The sequence below is a fragment of the Pseudomonas gingeri genome (assembly GCF_013385635.1).
Lineage (GTDB): Bacteria > Pseudomonadota > Gammaproteobacteria > Pseudomonadales > Pseudomonadaceae > Aquipseudomonas > Aquipseudomonas gingeri_A.
In genome coordinates this window covers 154,264-176,947 of sequence record NZ_JACAPR010000012.1, presented here as the reverse complement: position 1 = coordinate 176,947, position 22,684 = coordinate 154,264, and the positions used below count along the sequence as shown (strand labels likewise).

Genomic DNA, 22,684 nt, shown 5'->3' with positions numbered 1-22,684 from the left:
CCGCTATCAAGTTTTGCCGCAAGCGACCGATATCCAGAACGTATGGCGTAGAACCGGTACGCCAGTCTCAAAGTCGTGGAACCATTGGAGCCTCCCGTGCGCCAGCGTTATTTAGCCCTGCTCAGTATGTTCGCCAGCCTGCCCGCCATGGCGCTGACCTTCCAGACCCGTCTGGAGAGCATCGAGTGGAAGGTGGAAGGTGACAAGTTCGAGTGCCGGCTGGCCCAGCCGATCACCGACTTCGGTTCGGGCGAGTTCGTGCGCCGCGCCGGCGAGCAGGCGATCTTTCGCCTGAAATCCTATAACCACGTGCTCGGCGGTGGTTCGGCGACCCTGCTGGCCGCAGCCGCGCCCTGGCAACCCGGGCGTGGCGATATCAACCTGGGATCGGTGAAGGTCGGCAACGGTGATGTCCTGTTCAACAGTTCCCAGGGCCAGGCCGGTGGTTTGTTCCACGGCTTGCTCGATGGCCGCAGCCCGGTCATCCGCCATTACTCGCGGGACGGCGGGGTTTCCGAAGTGCGGCTGCTACCGGTGAAGTTCACCCAGGCCTACAGCGACTTCCAGGCCTGTACCGCCAAGTTGCTGCCGAAGAACTTCGAGCAGGTGAAGCAGACCGAGATCGGTTTTCCCGGTGGTGGCATCGACCTCGACGCCCAGGCCAAGGCCCAGTTGCAGGTGATGCTTGACTTCATCAAGGCTGACCCGAGCGTCAATCACATCGAACTCGACGGGCACTCGGACAACAGCGGCAATCGCCTGACCAACCGCGACCTGTCGCGTCGTCGTGCCCTTTCGGTGATGGAGTTCTTCAAGGCCAACGGCATCCCGGAGTCGCAGATCGTCATGCGTTTCCATGGCGAGCGTTATCCGCTGGCACCCAATACCAACCCCGCCAACCGGGCGAAGAACCGCCGGGTCAATATTCACCTCGAGCGCGTCCCGGCGCCTGAAAAGCCGGCCCCGACCGCATCGGCGGGAAATGCGGCGGCGACTTCCTGAATCGGCTGTCGTCGTCGCCCGTTCGACATTATCTGTCGCTTTGTCGTCCTTAGCTGTCGCGCCCCTGTAAATCCATGGTTTTGGTCGGTAGAATCGACGTCTTTCCGTACAACCCCGTGGAGTGATGGCATGGCCGACGTAAACAAGGTCGTTCTCGCGTATTCCGGCGGCCTGGACACTTCGGTGATCCTCAAGTGGCTGCAGGATACTTATAACTGTGAAGTGGTGACCTTCACTGCTGACCTGGGTCAGGGCGAAGAGGTCGAGCCTGCCCGTGCCAAGGCGCAGGCCATGGGCGTGAAAGAGATCTATATCGACGACCTGCGCGAAGAATTCGTGCGTGATTTCGTCTTCCCGATGTTCCGCGCCAACACCGTCTACGAAGGCGAGTACCTGCTGGGTACTTCCATCGCACGTCCGCTGATCGCCAAGCGCCTGATTGAAATCGCCAACGAAACCGGCGCCGATGCCATTTCCCATGGCGCTACCGGCAAGGGCAACGACCAGGTTCGTTTCGAACTCGGTGCCTACGCCCTCAAGCCTGGCGTCAAGGTCATCGCTCCATGGCGCGAATGGGACCTGTTGTCCCGTGAAAAGCTGATGGATTACGCTGAAAAGCACGCGATCCCGATCGAGCGTCATGGCAAGAAGAAATCCCCGTACTCGATGGATGCCAACCTGCTGCACATCTCCTATGAAGGCGGCGTGCTGGAAGACACCTGGACCGAGCACGAAGAAGATATGTGGCGTTGGACCGTCTCCCCGGAGAACGCTCCCGACAAGGCTCAGTACCTGGAGCTGACCTACCGCAACGGTGATATCGTCGCGCTGGACGGCGTCGAAATGACCCCGGCCACCGTGCTGGCGACCCTGAACCGCATCGGTGGCGAACACGGTATCGGTCGTCTGGATATCGTCGAGAACCGCTATGTGGGCATGAAGTCCCGCGGCTGCTACGAAACCCCAGGTGGCACCATCATGCTGCGCGCGCACCGGGCGATCGAGTCGATCACCCTGGACCGTGAAGTCGCTCACCTGAAAGACGAGTTGATGCCCAAGTACGCCAGCCTGATCTACACCGGCTACTGGTGGAGCCCTGAGCGTCTGATGCTGCAACAGATGATCGATGCGTCCCAGGCACACGTGAACGGTGTGGTGCGCCTGAAACTGTACAAGGGCAACGTGATCGTGACCGGGCGCAAGTCCGACGAGTCGCTGTTCGATGCCAATATCGCGACGTTCGAAGAAGACGGCGGCGCCTACAACCAGGCTGACGCGGCAGGCTTCATCAAGCTGAACGCACTGCGCATGCGCATTGCCGCAAACAAAGGGCGCAAGCTGTTCTGATCCGCCCGTTTGCATGAAAAACCCCGGCCGGCAGGTTGGGGTTTTTTTTGCCCGGTAATCGATGTTCCGGTGGCTCCTGGGGAGCGTCGGGCTATGCGGTCAGGCGGAAGGGGTATCAGGCGGGAGACAGGGTAGGGAGAGGTTCTCTTCATCTGGGAATAAACCTGGTGTTCATTCCCTTGGGTCGTCTCGATGATGCCTGAGTTCGAATCGATAGCTCCTGCCGAGCTCCCATACCTGGCGGACCGTCAGTTCCAGCGCCTGGGCAATCTCCATGGCGGTATATCCCAATGCAGCGTAGTGCATGGCGTGTCCGGCGATTACATCGTCTGCGAGTGAGTCGGCAGGCTCTGAAAGAGTACTTCGGTATTTTCGGGTCGTGGACAATGGACGGCGATGGGGGATCCTCAACCCTTGTTCCTGGGCAATTCTTCTTATCTCGCCTTTATTCATTTTCAATGAGTATTGCAGGGCAGATATTCCAGCACCCTTTGTTATGAGGTTTTTCAGTAACTCAACTTTTCTTGCATATTCTTCCTTTGTGTCGATTTGTTTTTCCGCGGGGATCAGGGTTTCACAATTATCCCTGATCGTTTCTTTGGCCGAGGCGGACTCTATCGCTCCGCCGCGCTTGATGAACTCGCTGATGGCGAACTCTAGATCATGGGGTTTGTAGTTGTTCTTCTGTTTGTTTATGGTGGTGTTTTTCATGAAGTATAGCCTGCTCGTAAAGGGGGATAGGCCGTCGTGACGTTTTCGTCTGAAAAAGTCAGTTGTTATGGTGTTTCCTGTTTTAAAAAGCTAGCGGGAGAACATATGGTTTGCAAGAAAAATATGCCGCTCAATTGTTTGTTTTTTTCTCGAAAAGCTGGTTTTAAATATTTGGTAAGTATTCCCTGTGCTGCGTAGTACGTTTCCTTTAGTTGCGAGGGTGATGGATTTAAATGTTTTGGTGGTATTTACTGGAAGTCGAAAGAGCTATTGCTGGAAATATATCAGGGGTTTTTCATGATAGGCAATCCGGTATTCAAATACACATGAAGACTATTCAAAAGCGCTTTTACACGTGCTGTCATATCTGCACTTACAGGGCGCCGGGCAGGATGCTGGATGTTTAATGTTTCCTTCCGGTGGCCGTATAGTGGAGTAGTGGCGGTGTTTGTTTTCAGTGTGTCCTGACGTTTTTCAGCTCCAGCTCCGGCGGCTCTCTGCTGATGATCTTCGGGAGAGCACTCGGGGGAAGGGTTATTTCTTGTTGCAGAAAACCATTAGACACTCAGCGCCTGGCGTCTCTAATGTTTATGTGTGACGGATAGCGTCTTGCGTGCAGGTGTTTGCCCATCCTGTTTATCTGCATCTTCTCCTGCATCATGAAGCTGCATCCCTACGGCGGATCAGATGGTTATGAGGTAACGTTCTTGACTGTTGGATAAATCGATTGTCACCTCGCTCCTGAAAACAGCACTTTTCTTGCGGTGCTTTTTTTGTAGGGTAAATCCTTGTTGTTTGTAGGGAAGGTCTTTGGCTGGTACTGCTCGGGGTAGGCGCTATGCCCAGGAGGTTGTGACTAGGCTATTGTGCTGACTCTGAAAATTCGAACAGCGAAAATTGGACTTGCCCATGAATAAAGTGCTGATCGTGGATGATCATCCCGTCATTCGCCTTGCCGTACGCATGCTGATGGAACGGCATGGCTACGAAGTCATTGCGGAGACGGACAACGGCGTGGATGCCTTGCAACTGGCGCGAGAGCATGCACCGGATATTGTTATACTCGATATTGGAATTCCCAAGCTGGACGGGCTGGAAGTCATTGCTCGTCTAACTTCCATGGGGCTCTCTTTCAAAGTGCTGGTACTTACTTCACAGGCTCCCGGCCATTTCTCCATGCGTTGCATGCAAGCGGGCGCTGCCGGTTATGTATGCAAGCAGCAGGACCTCACCGAAATGCTGAGTGCCATAAAGGCTGTTCTTTCCGGCTACAGCTATTTCCCCAACCAGGCGTTGCACACCGTGCGCTCGAGCATGGGCAATGCCAGTGAGGCGGACATGGTCAACCGGCTTTCGGGTCGTGAAATGATGGTCCTGCAGCAACTGGCCAGGGGCAAAAGCAACAAGGAAATTGCCGATGGGATGTTCTTGAGCAACAAGACGGTCAGCACCTACAAGACACGCTTGTTGTTGAAACTGAATGCCCGCTCACTGGTTGACCTGATCGAGCTCGCCCAGCGCAATGGCCTGGTTTGAGACGAACAGGCGCATCATTCGGGCCGCATGCAGGGAGAGTGGGTGACCTCAGGGTCATGAGGGCGGTACGACAGACGAGTCGTCATAGCCAAAAAGCCTCCGATCAGGAGGCTTTTGATGGGCGGATCTACATCACTTACAGATCAAAATCGTAATCAGCCAGCTGCTTTTGCAGGCGGCGTTCTTCCAGCAGGTTGTCGATGGTGCGACGCTTGCTCAGATTGGTCTTCGCTACCTCCACCGGAGGTTCTGTTTCGTCCGAATCGACCTGCATCAGGTCGTCCTCTACATCCAGTGCTTCTTTATCGGTACTCATAAAGTCAACTCCGGGCTAAGACTGCCGTTGGCGCTCCTTATAACGATAAATACCTGTCGGGTAAAAAAGATTTTTTCAATCGACTTATCAATAAAAGCAATAACGCCTCAATCGTCGGATGTCTTGTGCTTGTATTCGCACAGGTCTTCGATCCGGCAACTGCCACAGCGCGGCTTGCGGGCCTGGCAGACGTAGCGTCCAAGCAGGATCAGCCAGTGATGGGAGTCAAGCAGGTATTGTTTTGGCACGAATTTCATCAACTGTTTTTCCACCTCCACCACATTTTTCCCCGGGGCCAGTCCCGTCCGGTTGCTGACTCGGAAAATATGCGTATCGACGGCCATGGTCAGTTGTCGAAAGGCCGTGTTGAGGACCACGTTGGCGGTCTTGCGACCAACTCCCGGCAGGGCTTCCAGCTCTTCCCGGGTCTGCGGGACCTGGCTGCCATGGCGTTCGATCAGCAGGCGGCAGGTCTCGATGACGTTTTTCGCCTTGCTGTTGTAGAGACCGATGGTCTTGATGTACTCGGACAGGCCTTCCACTCCCAGCGCATGGATCGCTTCGGGGGTATTGGCCACCGGGTACAGCCGGGCAGTGGCCTTGTTCACGCCGACGTCGGTGGCCTGGGCGGAGAGAATCACGGCGATCAGCAGCTCGAACGGTGACGAGTAGGCCAGTTCGGTCTTGGGCTCCGGGTTGTCCTCGTGGAGCCGACGGAAAATCTCCAGGCGTTTGGCGGCATTCATGGGGCAGTCATTTCCTTTGAAGCACTGGGTTTGAGGTTGAGCGCAGGGTCCAGGCTTTCTTCCCGGCCAGCAGCAAGCCCAGCAGGAGAAAGGCCCCCGGGACCCGTGCGGCCAGATGCAGGCCGTTCTCCGCGGCGAACAGGCTGATGGCCCGGTGGCTGGCGACTCCGGTCCACCATTGCAGATGATCCAATAGCGTGCCGTTTGCCAGTAGCTCGCGCAGCAGGCCGAGGCTGAGCATCAGGGCGCCGAAGCCAGCGAACAGACGAATATTGTCGTTCAGCCTGCCCGGTTGGAAAAATCCCAGGTACTCAAGCGCCAGGCACTGCACGCTGAGCAGCGCCAGGTAGATGCCCAGGGCCTGGTAGAGCTCCCAGGACCAGGCTTGCAGTCCCAGGGAAGCCAGGCTGGCGCTACCGGCCGCCAGCAGGATATGTGCCGGCCACCTCAGTTCCGTGCTGATCCAGGGCTTCAGCGCACGGCCCGCGACAGCGTAGATCAGCACCACCACCACGCTCGCCAGCCATAACGAGATGGCCTTGACCAGCAAGTCGCTGGCGCCGAGCAGGAATGGCAACATCAGTGAGCCTGGCAACCATCGGGTGCTATTCATGGGCGCCGCCTCCCAGCAATTGATCCCGGTGTTCGTCAAAGTAACGCAGGGCATCATGAATCGTGTTGATCGCTGCCCGGGAGGTAATCGTTGCCCCGGCCATCTGGTCGAATTGTCCGCCGTCCTTTTTCAGCTCCCACGCCGTATCCGGGGGCTCGTTCCGGGATGTTCCAAGAAATCCCCTCAGCCAGGCACTGCCTTCTTCGGCGATCTTGCCACCCAGGCCCGGTGTTTCCGTATGGGACAGGGTTTTCACACCCAGCAGCTTGCCGTTCGCGCCGATGCCGATCAGCAGTTCGATGGGACCGCCATAGCCCTGGGTTCTGCTCTGGAGGATCACCGCCACCGGTTGCCCTTGCTGCAGCATCCGATAGCCGTGTATCAGGCTGCTATGGGACAGTGGCTCGGCGCTCAATGCCAGCGGCGTCTGCTCGTACTCGCCAGCCGGCAGCACCTGCGCGAGGGCCCGGGTCTGGATCGCCTGCTGCTGTGCCTGGATGCGTGGTGCCGCCTGCTGCTGCAGCGCCCAGGTCAGGCCGGCGATGAGCGCCGTCAGTGCGGCCAGGACAAGCAGCGAGCCCGCTTTGCTCATGGCGCCACCTGTACCGAGCGTGGCACGGACCAGCGTTCCAGCGCCGGTACCATCAGGTTCATCAGCAGTACCGCGAAGGCCACGCCATCGGGGTAGCCGCCCCAGGTGCGGATGATGTAGGTAAGCAGCCCGACGCCGGCGCCGAACAGCAGGCGGGCCCTTGCACTCCGAGGGCCTGAAACCGGTTCGGTGATGATAAAGAACGCGCCGATCATGGTGGCACCCGTCAGCAGGTGAAACAGCGGGGAGCCGTTGGAGTCCGAGCCGGAGCCGTTCCAGCAGACCAGGCTGATCAGGAACAGGCTGCCGAGCATACCGACCGGGGCATGCCAGCTGAACACCCGTTGTTTCAGCAGGAATAGGCCGCCAGCCAGAAAGGCCAGGTTGACCCATTCGGCACCTTTGCCGCCCCAGTGCCCGAAGGCGCCCTTGGCGGCGAACAACTCCTCCATCGTCAGGCTTTTATTGATCCGCAGCGTATCCAGGGCAGTCGCCTGGGCCCAGGCGTCCGGTTGCCCGGCGAGATGGAGGCCCAGCACCTGCTGCAAGCCACCCAGCAGGTCCATCCCATGGGAGACGGGCCAGTGGGTCATGGCTTGGGGAAAGGTCACGAGCGCCAGGGCATAGCCCAGCATCGCCGGATTGAAAGGGTTCCTGCCGACTCCGCCATACAGGTGTTTGCCCGCCAGCAGGGCGCCGGCGCTGGCAAACACCGGCAGCCACCAGGGACTGTAGGGCGGCAGCGCCAAGGCCAGCAGCGTGGCGCTGACCAGGGCGCTGCCATCCATCAGCGCGGGGCGGACTGGTCGGACGCGCAGGCGCAGCACAGCGGCTTCCACCAGCAGTGCGGTGAACGCGCAAAACAGCAGGTTGATCAGCACGCCCCAGCCGTACCACAGGAGCAGGGTCAGGGCCGCGGGCAGTGTGGCGAGCAGCACCCATTGCATGGCTTGCTGCAGGCGCTCATCCGGCTGCACGCCGGTTTCACGGCGTGGCATGGGCGTCGACCTGGCGCTGTGCGTCGTCGAGTGCCTGTTCCGCGGCCTCGAACTGCTGCTGGAGGATTGCCAGTTGGGCGGCCTGTTCGGCAATCGGTGGATGACCGAAAGCCTTCAATGACTTGTTCAGTTGCGCTCGGCTCATGGCCAGGTCGATCTTGGCCTTTTTCAACGCGGCATCGGAATCGGGCGCCTTTTGTGCCTTGACGCGCTCCAGGGCGGCCATGACCGGATCGTGCGTCGCGCTGTCCGCTTGCGCCGGGCGGGGCGCGCGGGCCTGGCGTTCGGCGTGGCGGCGTTCCTCTTCGGCGTGCAGCCGGGTATTGCGCTGGTCGAAGCGACGGCGGGCACGTTTGCGCTTTTCGCCGCGCGCCAGTTGCTGCTCGATATCGAAGGCCAGTCCGCCGACAATCGGCACGACCTCGGCAAGGGGCAGTGGGTGCATGTCAATGCAATCCACCGGGCACGGCGCGACACACAGGTCGCAACCGGTGCACTCATCGACGATCACCGTATGCATCAACTTGGCCGCGCCGACGATGGCGTCCACCGGACATGCCTGGATGCACTTGGTGCAACCGATGCACTCGGCTTCGCGGATAAAGGCGACCTGGGCCGGCGCCGTGCCGCGCTCCGGGTCCAGCTCCAGCACTGGCACCCGCAGCAGGCCGGCGAGGGCGGCAATGGTTTCACTGCCGCCCGGCGGGCACTTGTTGATGGGCTCGCCCCGGGCGATGCCTTCGGCGTAGGGTTTGCAGCCCGGATGACCGCATTTGCCGCATTGGGTCTGCGGCAGCAGCGCATCGATACGTTGAATCAGACTCATGGTTTGAGCAGTCCGTTGAAGCCGAGAAAGGCCAATGCGATGAGGCCGGCGCTGATCAGTTCGATCGGCAGCCCGCGAAATGGCAGGGGCACTTCTTCATGATAGGTGCGCTGGCGCAGGTCGTTGAACAGTCCCAGGACGAGCCAGAACCCCAATCCCGTGCCCAGGCTCAGCATGGCCGCGTGGCCGGGTCCGTGGTCGTTCTGCGTGCTGGTCAGGGCCAGGCCGAGAATGCCGGCGTTGACCAGCAGCAGGGGCCAGAGCGCTGCGAAAGGCAGGCTCGGCAGCCCGCGCGCGAGCAGCTTGAGGCTCGGGCTGATCAGCGCGACGCTGAGCGGCAGGAAAATGAACAGTTGCAGTACACCCAGGTCGAGCGGCAACAGCAGCAGGTGATAGAGGCTGTAGTTCAAGAGGGTGGCGACCAGCATCAGCCAGGTGGTGGCGATACCCAGTGCGTGCAGCTTGCGCCGTTCGACCTCTGGCGTGCGTGTCGCCTGTAACAGCGGATCGACGCCCAGCGGCCATTGCAACACAAGGTTGTTGATCAGGGCGGCGCTGACAAGGGTGAGAAAAAGGTCGGTCATGATCGTGCCGGGTGAACGGATAGCAGTGATTATCCGGCAAGGAGGGGAGCTGCACTAGTTATGAAGCGTCGCGGGCCACGATTGTTCGTGGCCCGCGAGGGTCGGGCGGGATTACTTGATCCGCTGGCCCGGCCTGGCGCCGCTATCCGGGCTCAGCAGGTAGATTTCCTCACCGCCGGGGCCCGCCGCCATCACCATGCCTTCGGAGATGCCGAAACGCATTTTCCGTGGTTTGAGGTTGGCGATCATCATGGTCAGGCGGCCTTCCAGCTCGGCCGGGTTCGGGTAGGCGCTCTTGATACCGGAAAACACGTTGCGTTGCTCGTCACCGATATCCAGGGTCAGGCGCAGCAGCTTGTCCGCGCCCTCTACCGCTTCGGCCTTGACGATCAGCGCGACGCGCAGGTCGACGGCGGCGAAGGCATCGAAGTCGATTTCCGCCGACAGCGGATCCTTGGCCAGTTCGCCGTTGCCTTGCGGGGCGGCGCTGCCGGTATCGGTCTGGCTGGCGACGAGGTCTTCTTTCGAGGCATCGGTCATGGCCTGCACTTTTACCGGGTCGATACGGGTCATCAGTGGCTTGAACTCGTTCAACTGATGATTGCCAAGCAAGGTGGCGTGATCGTTCCAGGTCAGCGGCGCGACATTGAGGAACGCCTCGGCATCGGCGGCCAGCAGCGGCAGCACCGGCTTGAGGAAGATGATCAACTGGCGGAACAGGTTGATGCCCACGGCGCAGACGGCCTGGACTTCATCCTGCTTGCCTTCCTGCTTGGCCAGGGACCACGGGGCCTTGTCGGCGATCCAGGCGTTGGCGCGGTCGGCCAGGGCCATGATTTCGCGCATGGCGCGAGCGAAGTCACGGGCCTCGTAGGCTTCGGCGATGCTCGGTGTGGCGGCGAGGAACGCGTCGGTCAGTTCCGGCGCGGCGTTGCCCGCCACCAGCACCCCGGCGTTGCCCTTGTGGATAAAGCCGGCGCAACGGCTGGCGATGTTCACCACCTTGCCGACCAGGTCCGAGTTGACCTTCTGCACGAAGTCGTCCAGGTTCAGGTCGAGGTCGTCGACACCCTTGCTCAGCTTGGCCGCGTAGTAGTAGCGCAGGTATTCCGGCGAGAGGTGGTCGAGGTAGGTGCGGGCCTTGATAAAGGTGCCACGGGACTTGGACATTTTCTGGCCGTTGACGGTCAGGTAGCCATGCACGTTGATCCCGGTCGGCTTGCGGTAGCCCGCGCCTTCGAGCATCGCCGGCCAGAACAGGGCGTGGAAGTTGACGATGTCCTTGCCGATGAAGTGGTACAACTCGGCGGTGGAGTCCTTGCCCCAGAACGCGTCGAAGTCCAGTTCCGGACGACGTGCGCAGAGGTTCTTGAAGCTGGCCATGTAGCCGATCGGCGCATCCAGCCAGACATAGAAGTACTTGCCCGGCTCATCCGGGATCTCGAAGCCGAAGTATGGCGCATCGCGGGAGATGTCCCACTGCTGCAGGCCGGCATCCAGCCACTCGGCGATCTTGTTCGCCACGGCATCCTGCAGGGAACCGCTGCGGGTCCAGGTTTGCAGCATGGCCTGGAAGTCCGGCAGCTTGAAGAAGAAGTGCTGGGAATCCTTCAGCACCGGGGTCGCCCCGGAAATCGCCGACTTCGGGTCTTTCAGGTCGGTGGGGGCGTAGGTGGCGCCGCATTTTTCGCAGTTGTCGCCGTATTGGTCTTCGGTGCCGCATTTCGGGCAGGTGCCCTTGATGAAGCGGTCGGCCAGGAACATCTGCTTTTCCGGGTCGAAATACTGGGTGATCGAGCGCGTGGCGATATGCCCGGCGTCGCGCAGGCGCAGGTAGATCTGGTTCGACAGCTCGCGGTTTTCTTCGGCGTGGGTCGAATGGAAGTTGTCGAACTCCACCAGGAAGTCGGCGAAGTCGGTGCTGTGCTCGACCTGGACATTGGCGATCAGCTGTTCCGGGGTGATGCCTTCCTTTTCCGCGCGCAACATGATGGCCGAGCCGTGGGCGTCGTCAGCGCAGACATAGATGCATTGGTTGCCGCGGTGCTTCTGGAAGCGCACCCACATGTCCGTCTGGACATACTCGACCATGTGGCCAAGGTGGATGGAACCATTGGCATAGGGCAGGGCGCTGGTGACGAGGATCTGGCGTGGCTCGGACATGGGGCTCGGCTACTTGAAGTGAAACGGAGACCGAACACTATAAAGCGCCGGCGCGCATAATTCACCCCTTGTGGCATGTCTCTGCTTCTCAGAACGGGTAGGATAGCTGCCTGTTTTACTCAGTCTTTTTCGGGAGTTGCCCATGAGCGCAGTCAATCGCGCAGCGGTGGAGGCCGTCCTTCGCCAGTACACCGACCCTTATCTGAACCAGGATCCCCTCAGTGCCGGGTGCGTGAAGGCCATCGATATCCAGGCTGACCGTGTCAGCGTCCGGCTTGAGCTGGGCTATGCCGCCGGTCTGTTCAAGAGCGGTTGGGCGCAGATGCTGCAAATGGCGATCGAAGGCCTCGATGGCGTGGCCTCGGCCAAGGTCGAGATCGAGTGCGTGATCGCCGCGCACAAGGCGCAGGCGCAGATTCCCGGCCTCGCCAACGTGAAGAACGTGGTGGCGGTGGCGTCGGGCAAGGGCGGGGTGGGCAAATCCACCACGGCGGCCAACCTGGCGCTGGCGCTGGCCCGTGAAGGAGCGCGGGTGGGGATTCTCGATGCGGATATCTATGGCCCGAGCCAGGGCGTGATGTTCGGCATCGCCGAAGGAACCCGGCCGAAGATCAAGGACCAGAAGTGGTTCGTGCCCATCGAGTCCCACGGTGTCGAGGTGATGTCCATGGCCTTCCTGACCGACGACAACACACCGATGGTCTGGCGCGGGCCGATGGTTTCCGGCGCGCTGCTGCAACTGGTGACCCAGACCGACTGGGGCAACCTGGATTACCTGGTGATCGACATGCCGCCAGGTACCGGCGATATCCAGCTGACCCTGGCGCAGAAAGTCCCGGTGGCCGGCTCGGTGATCGTCACCACCCCGCAGGACCTGGCCCTGCTCGATGCGCGCAAGGGCGTGGAGATGTTCCGCAAGGTGAATATCCCGGTGCTGGGCGTGGTGGAAAACATGGCGGTGCATATCTGCTCCAACTGCGGCCATGCCGAGCATCTGTTCGGCGAGGGCGGCGGCGAGAAGCTGGCCTCGCAGTATGGCGTCGAACTGCTGGCGTCGCTGCCGCTGTCGATGGTCATCCGTGAACAGGCCGATGGTGGCAAGCCGACCGTGGCCGCTGATCCCGAGGGTCAGATCGCCATGGTCTACCAGGAACTGGCACGGCACGTGGGCGCGCGGATCGTGTTGCAGGAAGCGGCCAGCCAGGCGATGCCGAATATCACCATCAGCGACGATTGAGGTGTAACGCTGTACCTGTAGGAGCCGGCTTGCTGGCGATTGCAATCTGACAGTCGACATCATTGTCGTCTGATAAGCCGCCATCGCCTGCAAGTCGGCTCCTACAGGTTTGGTGCCGTACAAAACAATCGCCCACAAAAAAGCCCCGCATCTCGTGAGAGAGCGGGGCTTTTTACTGGATCAGTACAAGTTAGATAACTTGAACTTCTTCAGCTTGCATGCCTTTCTGACCGCGGGTAGCGATGAAAGAGACCTGTTGGCCTTCTTTCAGGCTTTTGAAGCCGTCGGATTGGATTGCTTTGAAGTGTACGAACAGGTCGTCACCGGATTGTGGAGTGATGAAGCCGAAGCCTTTTTCATCGTTGAACCACTTGACGGTACCGGTTTGGCGATTAGACATTTGATGTCTCCTTGGACAAAGTTAACTGCGACTCAGGAAAAGCCCTGGCCGAGACTGAGTGCAAAGAGCAGGAAAAATTCTTGGAGATGGTTGGATCGAAATTCAACATCGTGTAGAGATTCTCAGTGACACAAGCAGCACAGTGGCGCCACCTTAACCCTTTTTCCGGAACGTGCCAATGGTCTTTGCCAAGGTTTCGCCTATTTCATGACTGACGGCGGCCCGCAGGGCCCGCAAGCGCCCCCGTCGCGGTGCTTTGCGCGGCTCGGCGGACGTGTCCGGCAAGGCTATTTTGGCGCAAATCGGCGGCGGACTTTGAACCCGGCGACGCGCCCCGGTAAGATGCCGGACAGAATTTTTCCACCTCGCTATTCAGGACACCCGCCATGAGCATCAAATCGGACAAGTGGATTCGCCGCATGGCGCAAGAGCACGGCATGATCGAACCCTTCGTCGAGCGCCAGATGCGTGGCGAAGGCGCTGACCGACTGATTTCCTTCGGTGTGTCGAGCTATGGCTACGACGTGCGTTGCGCCGATGAATTCAAGGTGTTCACCAATATCAACTCGGCGACCGTCGATCCGAAAAACTTCGATGAGAAGAGCTTCGTCGACGTCAAGAGCGACGTCTGCATCATCCCGCCGAACTCCTTCGCCCTGGCCCGTACCGTCGAATACTTCCGCATCCCGCGCAATGTACTGACCATCTGCCTGGGCAAGAGCACCTACGCCCGTTGCGGCATCATCGTCAACGTCACTCCGCTGGAGCCGGAATGGGAAGGTCACGTGACCCTCGAATTCTCCAACACCACCACCCTGCCGGCGAAGATCTATGCCAACGAAGGCGTGGCGCAGATGTTGTTCCTGGAGTCCGACGAAGAGTGTGAAGTCTCCTATAAGGACCGCGGCGGCAAGTATCAGGGCCAGCGTGGCGTGACCCTGCCGCGCACCTGACGAAGGGCGCTTCGCCCGAGGGAATTCCTGGACGGTGGCACACTCTATTGGGTGTACCGCCTCGGTTGGCGCAAGGCCAGCCGGGCCACAACGTTCAGGAGTCGCCCATGAAGATCGATCCAAGTATCAGCGCCCAACTGGCGAAACTGGAACCCAATCAAGTGGGCCTGCTGGCCTGGTCGTTGCTGGCTCATCCCCATAGCCTGGCCGGCGGCATTCCGGGCCAGCCCGATCCCGATACCCCCAACGAGCAACCCACCGAGCCCGGTGAGCCTGTGCTGCCCGACGAGCCACCGCCCGTTCCGGTCGCCTGAGCCCGTTGGGGCGTGTCGATGAATCGTTGCCGAACACCTGCCCCGTAGGAGCCCGGCTTGCCGGCGATGAGGTCGGTATGGACACCGCATGATCAAGCCGGCGTCTAGATCACAAGAGCTGGTCGACGCTGGGTCGTGTTTACGCTACAAACCCAATGGCCAAGACCAAGAAAAAAGGCCACTCATGACGTTTGCCATTCCCACTTGTTTTTCCCGTGCCCTGTTCGTCGGGCTGTTACTGGCCGGTAGTGCCGTTGCCGCGCCCGCGCCGCCGGACGGTAGCGCTCCCCTCCAGCAGGAAACCGCCATCAGCCGCCTCGACCGGATTCTCCAGCAGGGCGTGCTGCGAGTCGGTACCACGGGCGACTACAAACCCTTCAGCTACAAGGCCGGCGAGCGCTTTATCGGCCTGGATATCGAACTGGCCGAAGGCCTGGCGAGTTCCCTGGGCGTCAAGCTGGAACTGGTGCCGACCACCTGGCCGACGCTGATGAGCGATTTGCAGGCCGACCGCTTCGACCTGGGCATCAGTGGCATCTCGGTGAATATGGAGCGCCAGAAGCAGGCGTTCTTCTCGCAGCCTTACCAGCGTGACGGCAAGACGCCGATCACCCTGTGTTCACGGCAGCAGGACTTCCAGACCCTGGAACAGATCGATCAGCCCGAGGTACGGGCCATCGTCAACCCCGGTGGGACCAATGAAAAGTTCGCCCGGGCGAACCTCAAGCAGGCGCAGATCGTGATGCACGGGGACAATGTCACCATCTTCCAGCAGATCGTCGACGGCAAGGCCGACTTGATGATGACCGATGCCGTGGAGACGCTGGTGCAACAGAAACTGCATCCGCAGTTGTGTGCGGTGCATCCGGACCAGCCGTTCGACTTTTCCGAGAAGGCCATGCTGCTGCCCCGGGACATCGTGCTCAAGCAGTACGTCGACCAGTGGCTGCATCAGGATCTGGAAAGCGGGCGCTTTGCCAAGCGCCTGCAGAAGTGGCTGGCCTACCCTTGGCAGGCCGCCCACAACTGACGCTTACTTGAGGTTACCGCTGAGGAACTGGCGCAACCGCTCGCTTTGCGGATTGCCCAGCACATCGTCCGGCGCGCCCTGTTCCTCCACCAGGCCCTGGTGAAGGAACAGCACCTGGCTCGAGACCTTGCGGGCAAAGCTCATTTCGTGGGTCACCATGATCATGGTCCGACCTTCCTCGGCCAGGCCCTGGATCACCTTCAGCACTTCGCCCACCAGTTCCGGGTCGAGGGCCGAGGTCGGTTCGTCGAACAGCATCACTTCCGGTTCCATCGCCAGTGCCCGGGCAATTGCCACGCGCTGTTGCTGGCCGCCGGAGAGAAACGCCGGGTACTGTTCCGCAACCCGGGCCGGCAGGCCGACCTTGTCCAGGTAGCGACGGGCGCGGTCCTCGGCGTCCTTCTTGCTGACCCCCAGCACCCGGCGCGGGGCCATGGTGATGTTTTCCAGCACGCTCATGTGGCTCCACAGGTTGAAGTGCTGGAACACCATCGCCAGGCGGGTGCGCAGGCGCTGCAACTCGGCGTCGTCGGCCACGCGCATGCCGTGCTTGTCGTTGACCATGCGGATCGCCTGGCCGTCGAGGCTCATGGCGCCGTCATTGGGCGTTTCCAGGAAGTTGATGCAGCGCAGGAAGGTACTCTTGCCCGAGCCGCTGGCGCCGATCAGGCTGATCACGTCACCGGTCTTGGCCTTCAGCGAGACGCCCTTGAGCACCTGGTGTTCGCCATAGCTCTTGTGCAGGCCTTCAATGGTCAGTTTGTACATGGGCACCTCAAGGAGAAAGTAGATAGCCGCTGCGATAGGCCTCACGGCCGGCAACATGGGCGACGACCATGCCGGCGGTCGCCATGCGGCGCAGCGAGCGGGCGTAGAGTAGGCCCGCGGTGCTGCAATGAATGGGGGTGACGCGGTCGGTGATCGGGTCGATGACCTCGGCGATCAGTTGTCCGGCTTCCAGGTATTGCCCCGGCAGGGCACTGAATACCAGCAGCCCGCCTACCGGCGTGGCGACGGGCTCGACGCCGGCCAGCGGGGTGGCCGGATACGGCAGTTCCGGCAGGGGCGCAATGTCGCCATCGATGACGCCGAAGTGCGTCAGGTAATCGAGTATCGCCTGGCAGTCGAGGCCCGCCAGCGGGTGATTGACATCGCCCTGGCCGCGTAACTCGACGGTCACCGAGAAGCTGCCCTGGGGAATCGCGAAGCGTTCGCCGAAGCGTTGCTGCAAGTCCCACCAGAGCAGGGTGAAACATTCGTCGAACGACTGGCCACCCGAGTCGGTCGCCAGCAGGCTGGCCTCGGAACCGATGTAGCGTGCCAGCGGCTCGACCTGTGGCCAGGCTTCGGGCGTGGTGTACAGGTGGGCCACGGCTTCGAAATCGCAATGCAGGTCGAGCACCATGTCGGCATCGCAGGCGATGCGTTGCAGGGCCAGGCGCTGCGATTGCAGTTGGGTGGCCGGTACTTCGGCCGCCAGGGCGGCCTTGAGCAGCCGGCGAATCAGCCACAGGTTGTGCTGCGGGTCATCGTTGAGCAGGGTTTCCAGCTGGTTGCCGATCTCGTCGCTGAGGTCGATGAACCAGCGGTTGAAGTTCTGCCCGCTTTCCAACTCGTAGCGCCCCAGGGGCACGTCCATCAGCACCTGTTCCAGGCCAACCGGATTGGCCACCGGTACCAGCACGATCTCGCCGCGCAGGCGGCCGTCGCGTTCCAGTTCGCCCAGGCGCTGCTTCAGGTGCCAGGCGACCAGCATGCCGGGCAGTTCGTCGGCATGCAGGGACGACTGGATATAGATCTTGCGTCCGGCCTGTTCCGGGCCGAAGTGAAAGCTGTGGATCTGGCGGGCGGTGCCCGGTACGGGCGCCAGCAGATCGTGAGTGACATGACGCATGAGCGGAAGTCCTAGTGAGCCGGGCCGAGAAAGGCCAGCCAGCGGCGCTCGGCCAACCGGAACAGGCCGACCAGGGTGAAGGTGATCGCCAGGTAGATCACCGCGGCGATGCCGAACGACTGGAAGGTCATGTAGGTCGCCGAGTTGGCGTCCCGGGCAATCTTCAGGATATCCGGAATGGTCGCGGTAAAGGCCACGGTGGTGGAGTGCAGCATCAGGATCACTTCGTTGCTGTAGTACGGCAGCGAGCGACGCAGCGCCGACGGCATGATCACGTAGGCGTAGAGCTTCCAGCCGCTGAGGCCATAGGCCTTGGCCGCTTCGACCTCACCATGGTTCATGCTGCGGATCGCTCCGGCGAAGATCTCCGTGGTGTAGGCGCAGGTGTTCAGGGCGAAGGCGAGGATGGTGCAGTTCATCGCATCGCGAAAGAACGAGTTGAGCAGCGGCTGGTTGCGCACCGCTTCCAGGCTGTAGATCCCGGTGTAGCAGATCAGCAACTGGATATACAGCGGCGTGCCGCGGAACAGGTAGGTGTAGAACTCCACCGGCCAGCGGATGCGGCGCTTGGGCGAGACGCGGGCGATGGACAGCGGGATCGACACCAGGAAACCGAAGAAGATCGAGGCGCTGAGCAGCCACAGGGTCATCGCCAGGCCGGTGATGTGCTGGCCGTCGCTGTAGAGGAACGGGCGCCAGTATTGTTCGAGGAGTTCGATCATCGTACGGCCTCCCGGGCACCGGCGGCATAACGCCGTTCAAGCCAGCGCAGGACATAGTTCGAGGCACTGGTGATAAGCAGATAGATCAAGGCGGCGAGTACCAGGAAATAGAACAGTTGATAGGTGCTCTTGCCGGCATCCTGGGCGGCCTTGACCAGGTCGGCGAGGCCGATGATCGAGACCAGCGCGGTAGCCTTGAGGATCACCATCCAGTTGTTGCCGATCCCCGGCAGGGCGAAGCGCATCATCTGCGGGAAGGTCACGAAGCGGAAACGCTGGGCGCGGGTCAGGCCATAGGCGGTGGCGGCTTCGAGTTGCCCGCGCGGTACGGCGAGAATCGCGCCGCGAAAGGTCTCGGTGAAATACGCCCCGTAGATGAAGCCCAGGGTGATGACCCCGGCGGCGAACGGGTCGATTTCGATGTATTCCCAGTCCATGGCATCCGTCAGGGTGGAGAGCCAGGTTTGCAGGCTGTAGAAAATCAGCAGCATCAGCACCAGGTCGGGTACGCCACGAATCAGCGTGGTGTAGAGCTGGGCGGGGATCCGCAGCAGGGAGATGCTGGAGAGTTTGGCACTGGCGCCGAGCAGGCCGAGCAGGACGGCCACCAGCAGCGACAGTATCGATAATTTGATGGTCATCCAGGTGCCGTCCAGCAGGATCGGGCCGAAGCCCCTCAAGCTGAAGGCTGAAAGCCCCAGGGTTTGCAGGAGGTTGTCGAACATGAACGGGTGCCTTTGGCTGTCAGGAAAGCGCCCCTGGCGAGGGGGCGCCCAGGGGATTATTTCCCGCTATACAGATTCAGGTCGCCAAAGTGTTTCTTCTGGATTTCGGCGTACTTGCCGTCCTTGTGTAACGCTTCGATACCTTTATCCAGCAATGCCTTGAGGTCTTTGTTACCTTTTTTGATACCGACCGCGGTTTTCGCTGGCAGCAGCGGATCGTCGATCGCCTTGCTGACTTCGTAGCCGGCACCGGCTGGCGACTTCAGGAAGCCCAGTTCAGCCTGGAGCATGTCCTGTACCGAAGCGTCGAGACGACCGGAGGTCAGGTCGGCATAGACCTGGTCCTGGTTGGCATAGGCCTTGGTGGTCACACCGGCCTTGTCCAGCACGGCCTTGGCGTAGGCTTCCTGAATGGTGCCTTGCTCGTAGCCTACGCTCTTGCCCTTGAGGGACTCAGGCGTGGAGTAGTTTGCACCCTTTTTGAACACCAGCGAGGTTGGGCCGGAGAACAGTTCGTTGGAGAAGTCGATGGCCTTCTGGCGGGCTTCGGTCACGGTCATCGACGAGATAACGCCGTCGAATTTGTTGGCGTTGAGGCCGGGGATCATGCCGTCGAAGTCACTTTCGACCCATTTGCACTTGACCTTGAGTTCGGCACAGATGGCGTTGCCCAGGTCGATGTCGAAGCCGACCAGGCTGCCGTCAGCGGCCTTGGATTCGAAAGGCGCGTAGGACGGGTCCACGCCAAAGCGCAGTTCCTTGTATTCCTTGGCCGTGGCGACGCCGGCGGCCATGCAGAGAGCCAGTGCAGAAAGGGTCAGCAATGCTTTTTTCATTATTCAATCCCTAAAAACCAAGATGAGCGCTTGTGGCGCACTAAGTACTGTTACTGGAACGCGTATGACTCGGTAAAAGTAGCAATTTCCGAACCAGAGTCCCGAACGAGCGTTTTAAAAGGCAGGAATATGGCTACGAGCCATCCAATCATGCCCGAAATCGTGCACTAAAAAACAAGTGCTTCATATTGGTGCAATAACTTTATGGCAGATCGTTCCTACGCTCTGCGTGGTGGTGCCTCTGCGAACGCTCCGCGTCCGCGCTTGTGACGCGGAGCGTCACGGGCTGCATACCCACGCGGAGCGTGGGGAGGATCAACTTGGAGCAGTAACCTTTGAAAGATCGTTCCCACGCTCTGCGTGGTAACGCCTCTCTGGACGTTCCGCGTCCGCTCTGGTGACTGTCGGGACTACTTGCTCGGCGTCAGCGTCAGGCGCGTCGTGCCGTAGGCCTTGTCGAGGTTCTGCGGCTGCATCGGGAAACTGACGTACTGCGCCTTCAACCAGCCATCGATACCGCTGGCGTAGTATGGGCTGGCCGGGTTGCCGGACTGGCCGGGGCTTTGCTGGCCCATCATCGGTTCGATCTGGCCGAAGTCGACGATCAGTCGCAGCGCCGGCGCCAGGGTGATATCGAAATTCGTCCCGCCCCACAGGTAGGCCGCAGTGTTCAGGGTGGTGTGATCGCCGCCGGCCTGGATCGGACCGCGGATCACCTGGCCGCTGGCATTCTTCCACTCGTAACGGTGCAGCTTGCCCCATTGCCAGGCCTTGTGGTCGGCCCCCAACTGACTGTCGCCGGCGGTGATCGTCGCCGCCAGGCTGCGGGCCAGGATGGCCGGCTTGTCTTCTTTCTGCGGGGTGCGGCTGTCGTCCCAGAACGGGCTGTCCTCGCGTCCCAGCAGATGGTCGGCCTGGGCCGAGTAGGACAACCGGCCATCGGCGATAAACGCCTGCCATACCACGCCGTTTTCCGGACCGAGCTTGTCGAGGAAGATCTGCTTCATGCTTTCCTGCAGGAACAGTTCGTACAGCGCGGCATCGGCCGAGGTCGGGCTGAGCTTGCCGTCGAACGCCATCAGTCGGCTGAAGGCTTCCCGTGCCTTGCTGCGCTCGGTTTCGGGCAGGGCATCGATGGCCTGCTTGAGCGGCTGGGCCATGCCCGGGGCCTCGAACATCTTCTTCAGTTTGTTGGCGAAGGTGGTGCTCTGGTCGTACTGCATCGCGATCACGCTGCGGGTGTCCTGCTTGCCGGAGCCGGCCAGTTCCGCGAGGCGCTCGCCACGCTCCGGGTAATACCAGGAGTTGGACAGTTGCATACCGTAGCCCTTGGCCGCCGTGCGCTGGTTGGCGGTGCCCAGCCAGCCCTGCTGCGGGTCCTGGTCGTAGGGGTGGAGCATCGCGTCGGCGTAACCGTCCCAGTCGAAGCGGCTGTCCCAGCCCGGTGACGGGAACAGGCCTTCGCCTTCGCGACGGTTAGGGTAGCGACCGGTGACCTGCCAGCCGATATTGCTGGCGTCGGCGAAGATCATGTTCAGGGCGATGGCGCGGATTTCCCGGCTGGCGTCCGAAGCCTTCTCGGTGCTCTGGGCCCGGGACAGGTCGAAGAACGCATCGAGGCTCTTGTCGTCCTTGAGCGACGGGGTCTGCAGCGCCAGGCCATAACCGCTGGCCAGTGGCGTATCGCCCAGGGCGCTGTTGAGCAACGGCCCGTGGCGGGTTTCGAAGACCAGCTCGCGGATCGGTCGCTGGCCCTTGATAAAGTAGGTTTCGTTGCGCGCGATGGCCGGCAGCCATTTGCCGTCTGCTTCGTAATAGAGCGCGTTGCCCTGGCGCTTGAGTTTTTCCAGGAACAGGTCCTGGTTGTCGCCGAGCACCGAGGCCATGCTCCAGGCCACCTTGCCGTTGAAACCGGAGAGGATCGCCGGCAGGCCGGCAATCGAGGCACCGGCGGCCTGGTACTTCGGCGCGCGGATCTGCACGTAGTTCCAGGCGGCGGGGGCGCTGCTCGGTTGTTGCAGGTCGGCGGCCAGCAGGCTCTTGCCGCTGCGGCTGCGTTGCGGGCCGATAGCCCAGTTGGTCGAGGTGCCGGCGCCGAAGCCGTTCAGGGTCGCCACTTGCGTAGCCGCCTTGTTGACGGCGCCGAGCCCGGCAATCTGGCTCAGGGCCACGCCCTTGAGCTTGTCCGCGTCAGCCTGGGGCAACGGTTCGTCCGGTGCGGTCGGGGTCAGCCAGGCGAGTTTGTCGATGCCGACCTTCTGCGCGATCACCAGCGACGAAATCTCTTCCGGCAGGTTGGCCGACAGCTGGAAGTTCAGCAGGCAGAACATCAGCGCGGAATCTTCCGGTTTCCAGTATTCCGGCGTATAGCCGCTCTGGGCCAGGTCCGCCGGTAGCTTGTCGCGATAGCGGAACAGGTAGGCGTTGACGCCCCGGGCATAGACTTCGAAGAAGCGCTTGAGGCGTGGCGACGCGGCGTTGTACAGCTCTCCGGCGCTTTTCTTCAGGTTGACCGCGCGCATGAACCGGTCGGTGTCCAGGGCATCGGCACCGTTCATTTCCGCCAGGCGACCCTGGGCCAGCAGGCGCAGGGTGACCATCTGGGTGATGCGGTCGCTGGCGTGGACGTAGCCGAGGGTGAATAACGCGTCATGGAAGGTGTTGCTTTCGATCAACGGTATGCCGACGGCGTTGCGGCGCACCGACACGTTCTGCGCCAGCCCCTTGAGCGGTTGCACGCCGGAAGTCGGCGGCAGGCTGTCCTGGGTGTTCCAGGCCTGGCAGCCGCCCAGGCCGAGCAGGCCTGCCACGGCGGCGGCAACGCCACATTTGTGAAGAAAAGGGGGAAAGGCTGGCGAGGCCATGGCAAGGCTCCTGCGGGGGTAGCGTCAGTAAAGGCGCTACGTTAGTGAGCAGGAGGAAGCCGCGCAAGACGGGGGCTGCGCTTATTTTCGGGTTTTGCGCAATCCTGGCTGTTTCTGTCGGGCGGGGGAGGGGGGCAAGCTGGTTTTTTTGGGTGGGAGGAGGATTGGTGGGAGGAGGGAGTGTGGGAGGGGGCTTGCCCCCGAAGCTTTTGGCGTTCTCACTGGCCTCTTCGCGGGCAAGCCCGCTCCCACAGTCTCAGTCTCAGTCTCAGTTC

General features: G+C 61.0%; 22 protein-coding genes and 1 pseudogene. 7 read left to right on the top strand and 16 right to left on the bottom strand.

Features of this window, described 5'->3' with window-relative positions; translation table 11 throughout:
* Positions 1 to 96: 96 nt before the first annotated feature.
* On the top strand, positions 97 to 1,002 hold the full coding sequence (locus HX851_RS39565; RefSeq protein WP_177057759.1) for a flagellar protein MotY: 906 nt from the start codon (positions 97 to 99) through the stop codon (positions 1,000 to 1,002).
* 129 nt (positions 1,003 to 1,131) lie between these two features.
* Positions 1,132 to 2,349 (top strand): argininosuccinate synthase, encoded by a 1,218-nt coding sequence (locus HX851_RS39560; RefSeq protein WP_177057758.1) that lies wholly within the window; start codon positions 1,132 to 1,134, stop codon positions 2,347 to 2,349.
* A gap of 171 nt (positions 2,350 to 2,520) precedes the next feature.
* Here the strand turns inward: HX851_RS39560 and HX851_RS39555 are convergent, their stop codons facing one another.
* Entirely contained in the window at positions 2,521 to 3,060 is a 540-nt protein-coding gene (locus HX851_RS39555) for a hypothetical protein (protein WP_177057757.1), read from the bottom strand.
* 909 nt (positions 3,061 to 3,969) lie between these two features.
* On the opposite strand from HX851_RS39555, the gene HX851_RS39550 reads away from it, so the two are divergent.
* Positions 3,970 to 4,596 carry a response regulator transcription factor gene (locus HX851_RS39550; RefSeq protein WP_017129960.1) on the top strand — a complete coding sequence of 209 codons (627 nt, stop codon included), beginning with the start codon at positions 3,970 to 3,972 and terminating at the stop codon, positions 4,594 to 4,596.
* Between the two features lie 136 nt (positions 4,597 to 4,732).
* Here the strand turns inward: HX851_RS39550 and HX851_RS39545 are convergent, their stop codons facing one another.
* From HX851_RS39545 to metG, 8 genes and pseudogenes are all read right to left on the bottom strand, one after another.
* Positions 4,733 to 4,912, bottom strand: a complete 180-nt coding sequence (locus HX851_RS39545) for a PA3496 family putative envelope integrity protein (RefSeq protein WP_017126307.1) — start codon at positions 4,910 to 4,912, stop codon at positions 4,733 to 4,735.
* A gap of 107 nt (positions 4,913 to 5,019) precedes the next feature.
* Positions 5,020 to 5,658, bottom strand: coding sequence for an endonuclease III (nth, locus tag HX851_RS39540; protein ID WP_017126306.1), 639 nt, complete (start codon positions 5,656 to 5,658; stop codon positions 5,020 to 5,022).
* 7 nt (positions 5,659 to 5,665) lie between these two features.
* Positions 5,666 to 6,271, bottom strand: coding sequence for an Rnf-Nqr domain containing protein (locus HX851_RS39535; protein ID WP_177065259.1), 606 nt, complete (start codon positions 6,269 to 6,271; stop codon positions 5,666 to 5,668).
* A complete protein-coding gene (locus HX851_RS39530) occupies positions 6,264 to 6,863 on the bottom strand; it encodes an RnfABCDGE type electron transport complex subunit G (protein WP_177065260.1) in 600 nt (199 codons plus the stop codon). Before HX851_RS39530 ends, HX851_RS39535 begins: the two co-directional genes overlap by 8 nt.
* The gene (locus HX851_RS39525) at positions 6,860 to 7,861 is read right to left on the bottom strand and encodes an RnfABCDGE type electron transport complex subunit D (RefSeq protein WP_177057754.1); all 1,002 of its coding nucleotides are present in this window, start codon (positions 7,859 to 7,861) and stop codon (positions 6,860 to 6,862) included. The genes HX851_RS39530 and HX851_RS39525 overlap by 4 nt, the downstream gene beginning before the upstream one ends.
* Positions 7,851 to 8,687: pseudogene (gene rsxB, locus HX851_RS39520) on the bottom strand (electron transport complex subunit RsxB); the annotation flags it as partial. The pseudogene rsxB and the gene HX851_RS39525, both read right to left, overlap by 11 nt.
* Positions 8,684 to 9,271 (bottom strand): Rnf-Nqr domain containing protein, encoded by a 588-nt coding sequence (locus HX851_RS39515; RefSeq protein WP_177065261.1) that lies wholly within the window; start codon positions 9,269 to 9,271, stop codon positions 8,684 to 8,686. The gene HX851_RS39515 and the pseudogene rsxB, both read right to left, overlap by 4 nt.
* 111 nt (positions 9,272 to 9,382) lie before the next feature.
* Entirely contained in the window at positions 9,383 to 11,434 is a 2,052-nt protein-coding gene (gene metG / locus HX851_RS39510) for a methionine--tRNA ligase (protein WP_177057752.1), read from the bottom strand.
* 142 nt (positions 11,435 to 11,576) lie between these two features.
* On the opposite strand from metG, the gene apbC reads away from it, so the two are divergent.
* Positions 11,577 to 12,671, top strand: coding sequence for an iron-sulfur cluster carrier protein ApbC (apbC, locus tag HX851_RS39505; protein ID WP_177057751.1), 1,095 nt, complete (start codon positions 11,577 to 11,579; stop codon positions 12,669 to 12,671).
* A gap of 190 nt (positions 12,672 to 12,861) precedes the next feature.
* On the opposite strand, the gene HX851_RS39500 is transcribed toward apbC, so the two are convergent.
* Positions 12,862 to 13,071 (bottom strand): cold-shock protein, encoded by a 210-nt coding sequence (locus HX851_RS39500; protein ID WP_002554837.1) that lies wholly within the window; start codon positions 13,069 to 13,071, stop codon positions 12,862 to 12,864.
* Between the two features lie 386 nt (positions 13,072 to 13,457).
* On the opposite strand from HX851_RS39500, the gene dcd reads away from it, so the two are divergent.
* The 3 genes from dcd to HX851_RS39485 all read left to right on the top strand — a co-directional run bounded on the left by dcd (position 13,458) and on the right by HX851_RS39485 (position 15,368).
* Complete coding sequence (dcd, locus tag HX851_RS39495) at positions 13,458 to 14,024, top strand: dCTP deaminase (RefSeq protein ID WP_003184751.1); 567 nt, start codon at positions 13,458 to 13,460, stop codon at positions 14,022 to 14,024.
* A gap of 107 nt (positions 14,025 to 14,131) precedes the next feature.
* Positions 14,132 to 14,338, top strand: a complete 207-nt coding sequence (locus tag HX851_RS39490) for a hypothetical protein (RefSeq protein WP_177057750.1) — start codon at positions 14,132 to 14,134, stop codon at positions 14,336 to 14,338.
* Between the two features lie 184 nt (positions 14,339 to 14,522).
* Entirely contained in the window at positions 14,523 to 15,368 is an 846-nt protein-coding gene (locus HX851_RS39485; protein WP_177057749.1) for a transporter substrate-binding domain-containing protein, read from the top strand.
* 3 nt (positions 15,369 to 15,371) lie between these two features.
* Here HX851_RS39485 and HX851_RS39480 read toward each other — a convergent pair whose 3' ends face one another.
* The 6 genes from HX851_RS39480 to HX851_RS39455 all read right to left on the bottom strand — a co-directional run bounded on the left by HX851_RS39480 (position 15,372) and on the right by HX851_RS39455 (position 22,409).
* Positions 15,372 to 16,136: an ABC transporter ATP-binding protein gene (locus HX851_RS39480; RefSeq protein ID WP_177057748.1), complete on the bottom strand. Its 765-nt coding sequence runs from the start codon at positions 16,134 to 16,136 to the stop codon at positions 15,372 to 15,374.
* A 7-nt stretch (positions 16,137 to 16,143) separates the two neighbouring features.
* Positions 16,144 to 17,262: a succinylglutamate desuccinylase/aspartoacylase family protein gene (locus HX851_RS39475; RefSeq protein WP_177065262.1), complete on the bottom strand. Its 1,119-nt coding sequence runs from the start codon at positions 17,260 to 17,262 to the stop codon at positions 16,144 to 16,146.
* Between the two features lie 11 nt (positions 17,263 to 17,273).
* Positions 17,274 to 17,984 (bottom strand): ABC transporter permease, encoded by a 711-nt coding sequence (locus HX851_RS39470; RefSeq protein ID WP_177057746.1) that lies wholly within the window; start codon positions 17,982 to 17,984, stop codon positions 17,274 to 17,276.
* Positions 17,981 to 18,709 (bottom strand): ABC transporter permease, encoded by a 729-nt coding sequence (locus tag HX851_RS39465; protein ID WP_177057745.1) that lies wholly within the window; start codon positions 18,707 to 18,709, stop codon positions 17,981 to 17,983. The genes HX851_RS39470 and HX851_RS39465 overlap by 4 nt, the downstream gene beginning before the upstream one ends.
* Positions 18,710 to 18,765: 56 nt before the next feature.
* Positions 18,766 to 19,545 carry a transporter substrate-binding domain-containing protein gene (locus HX851_RS39460; protein ID WP_177057744.1) on the bottom strand — a complete coding sequence of 260 codons (780 nt, stop codon included), beginning with the start codon at positions 19,543 to 19,545 and terminating at the stop codon, positions 18,766 to 18,768.
* A 410-nt stretch (positions 19,546 to 19,955) separates the two neighbouring features.
* The gene (locus tag HX851_RS39455) at positions 19,956 to 22,409 is read right to left on the bottom strand and encodes a penicillin acylase family protein (RefSeq protein WP_177065264.1); all 2,454 of its coding nucleotides are present in this window, start codon (positions 22,407 to 22,409) and stop codon (positions 19,956 to 19,958) included.
* Positions 22,410 to 22,684 lie beyond the last annotated feature (275 nt).

Coding starts and splice junctions, on each gene's coding strand:
- HX851_RS39485 (WP_177057749.1), top strand. CDS start 14,523: ATGACGTTTGCCATTCCCACTTGTTTTTCCCGTGCCCTGTTCGTCGGG.
- HX851_RS39530 (WP_177065260.1), bottom strand. CDS start 6,863: ATGAGCAAAGCGGGCTCGCTGCTTGTCCTGGCCGCACTGACGGCGCTC.
- HX851_RS39550 (WP_017129960.1), top strand. CDS start 3,970: ATGAATAAAGTGCTGATCGTGGATGATCATCCCGTCATTCGCCTTGCC.
- HX851_RS39465 (WP_177057745.1), bottom strand. CDS start 18,709: ATGTTCGACAACCTCCTGCAAACCCTGGGGCTTTCAGCCTTCAGCTTG.
- HX851_RS39545 (WP_017126307.1), bottom strand. CDS start 4,912: ATGAGTACCGATAAAGAAGCACTGGATGTAGAGGACGACCTGATGCAG.
- HX851_RS39460 (WP_177057744.1), bottom strand. CDS start 19,545: ATGAAAAAAGCATTGCTGACCCTTTCTGCACTGGCTCTCTGCATGGCC.
- HX851_RS39535 (WP_177065259.1), bottom strand. CDS start 6,271: ATGAATAGCACCCGATGGTTGCCAGGCTCACTGATGTTGCCATTCCTG.
- HX851_RS39515 (WP_177065261.1), bottom strand. CDS start 9,271: ATGACCGACCTTTTTCTCACCCTTGTCAGCGCCGCCCTGATCAACAAC.
- HX851_RS39455 (WP_177065264.1), bottom strand. CDS start 22,409: ATGGCCTCGCCAGCCTTTCCCCCTTTTCTTCACAAATGTGGCGTTGCC.
- HX851_RS39555 (WP_177057757.1), bottom strand. CDS start 3,060: ATGAAAAACACCACCATAAACAAACAGAAGAACAACTACAAACCCCAT.
- HX851_RS39475 (WP_177065262.1), bottom strand. CDS start 17,262: ATGCGTCATGTCACTCACGATCTGCTGGCGCCCGTACCGGGCACCGCC.
- HX851_RS39560 (WP_177057758.1), top strand. CDS start 1,132: ATGGCCGACGTAAACAAGGTCGTTCTCGCGTATTCCGGCGGCCTGGAC.
- HX851_RS39525 (WP_177057754.1), bottom strand. CDS start 7,861: ATGCCACGCCGTGAAACCGGCGTGCAGCCGGATGAGCGCCTGCAGCAA.
- nth (WP_017126306.1), bottom strand. CDS start 5,658: ATGAATGCCGCCAAACGCCTGGAGATTTTCCGTCGGCTCCACGAGGAC.
- HX851_RS39480 (WP_177057748.1), bottom strand. CDS start 16,136: ATGTACAAACTGACCATTGAAGGCCTGCACAAGAGCTATGGCGAACAC.
- HX851_RS39490 (WP_177057750.1), top strand. CDS start 14,132: ATGAAGATCGATCCAAGTATCAGCGCCCAACTGGCGAAACTGGAACCC.
- apbC (WP_177057751.1), top strand. CDS start 11,577: ATGAGCGCAGTCAATCGCGCAGCGGTGGAGGCCGTCCTTCGCCAGTAC.
- metG (WP_177057752.1), bottom strand. CDS start 11,434: ATGTCCGAGCCACGCCAGATCCTCGTCACCAGCGCCCTGCCCTATGCC.
- dcd (WP_003184751.1), top strand. CDS start 13,458: ATGAGCATCAAATCGGACAAGTGGATTCGCCGCATGGCGCAAGAGCAC.
- HX851_RS39500 (WP_002554837.1), bottom strand. CDS start 13,071: ATGTCTAATCGCCAAACCGGTACCGTCAAGTGGTTCAACGATGAAAAA.
- HX851_RS39470 (WP_177057746.1), bottom strand. CDS start 17,984: ATGATCGAACTCCTCGAACAATACTGGCGCCCGTTCCTCTACAGCGAC.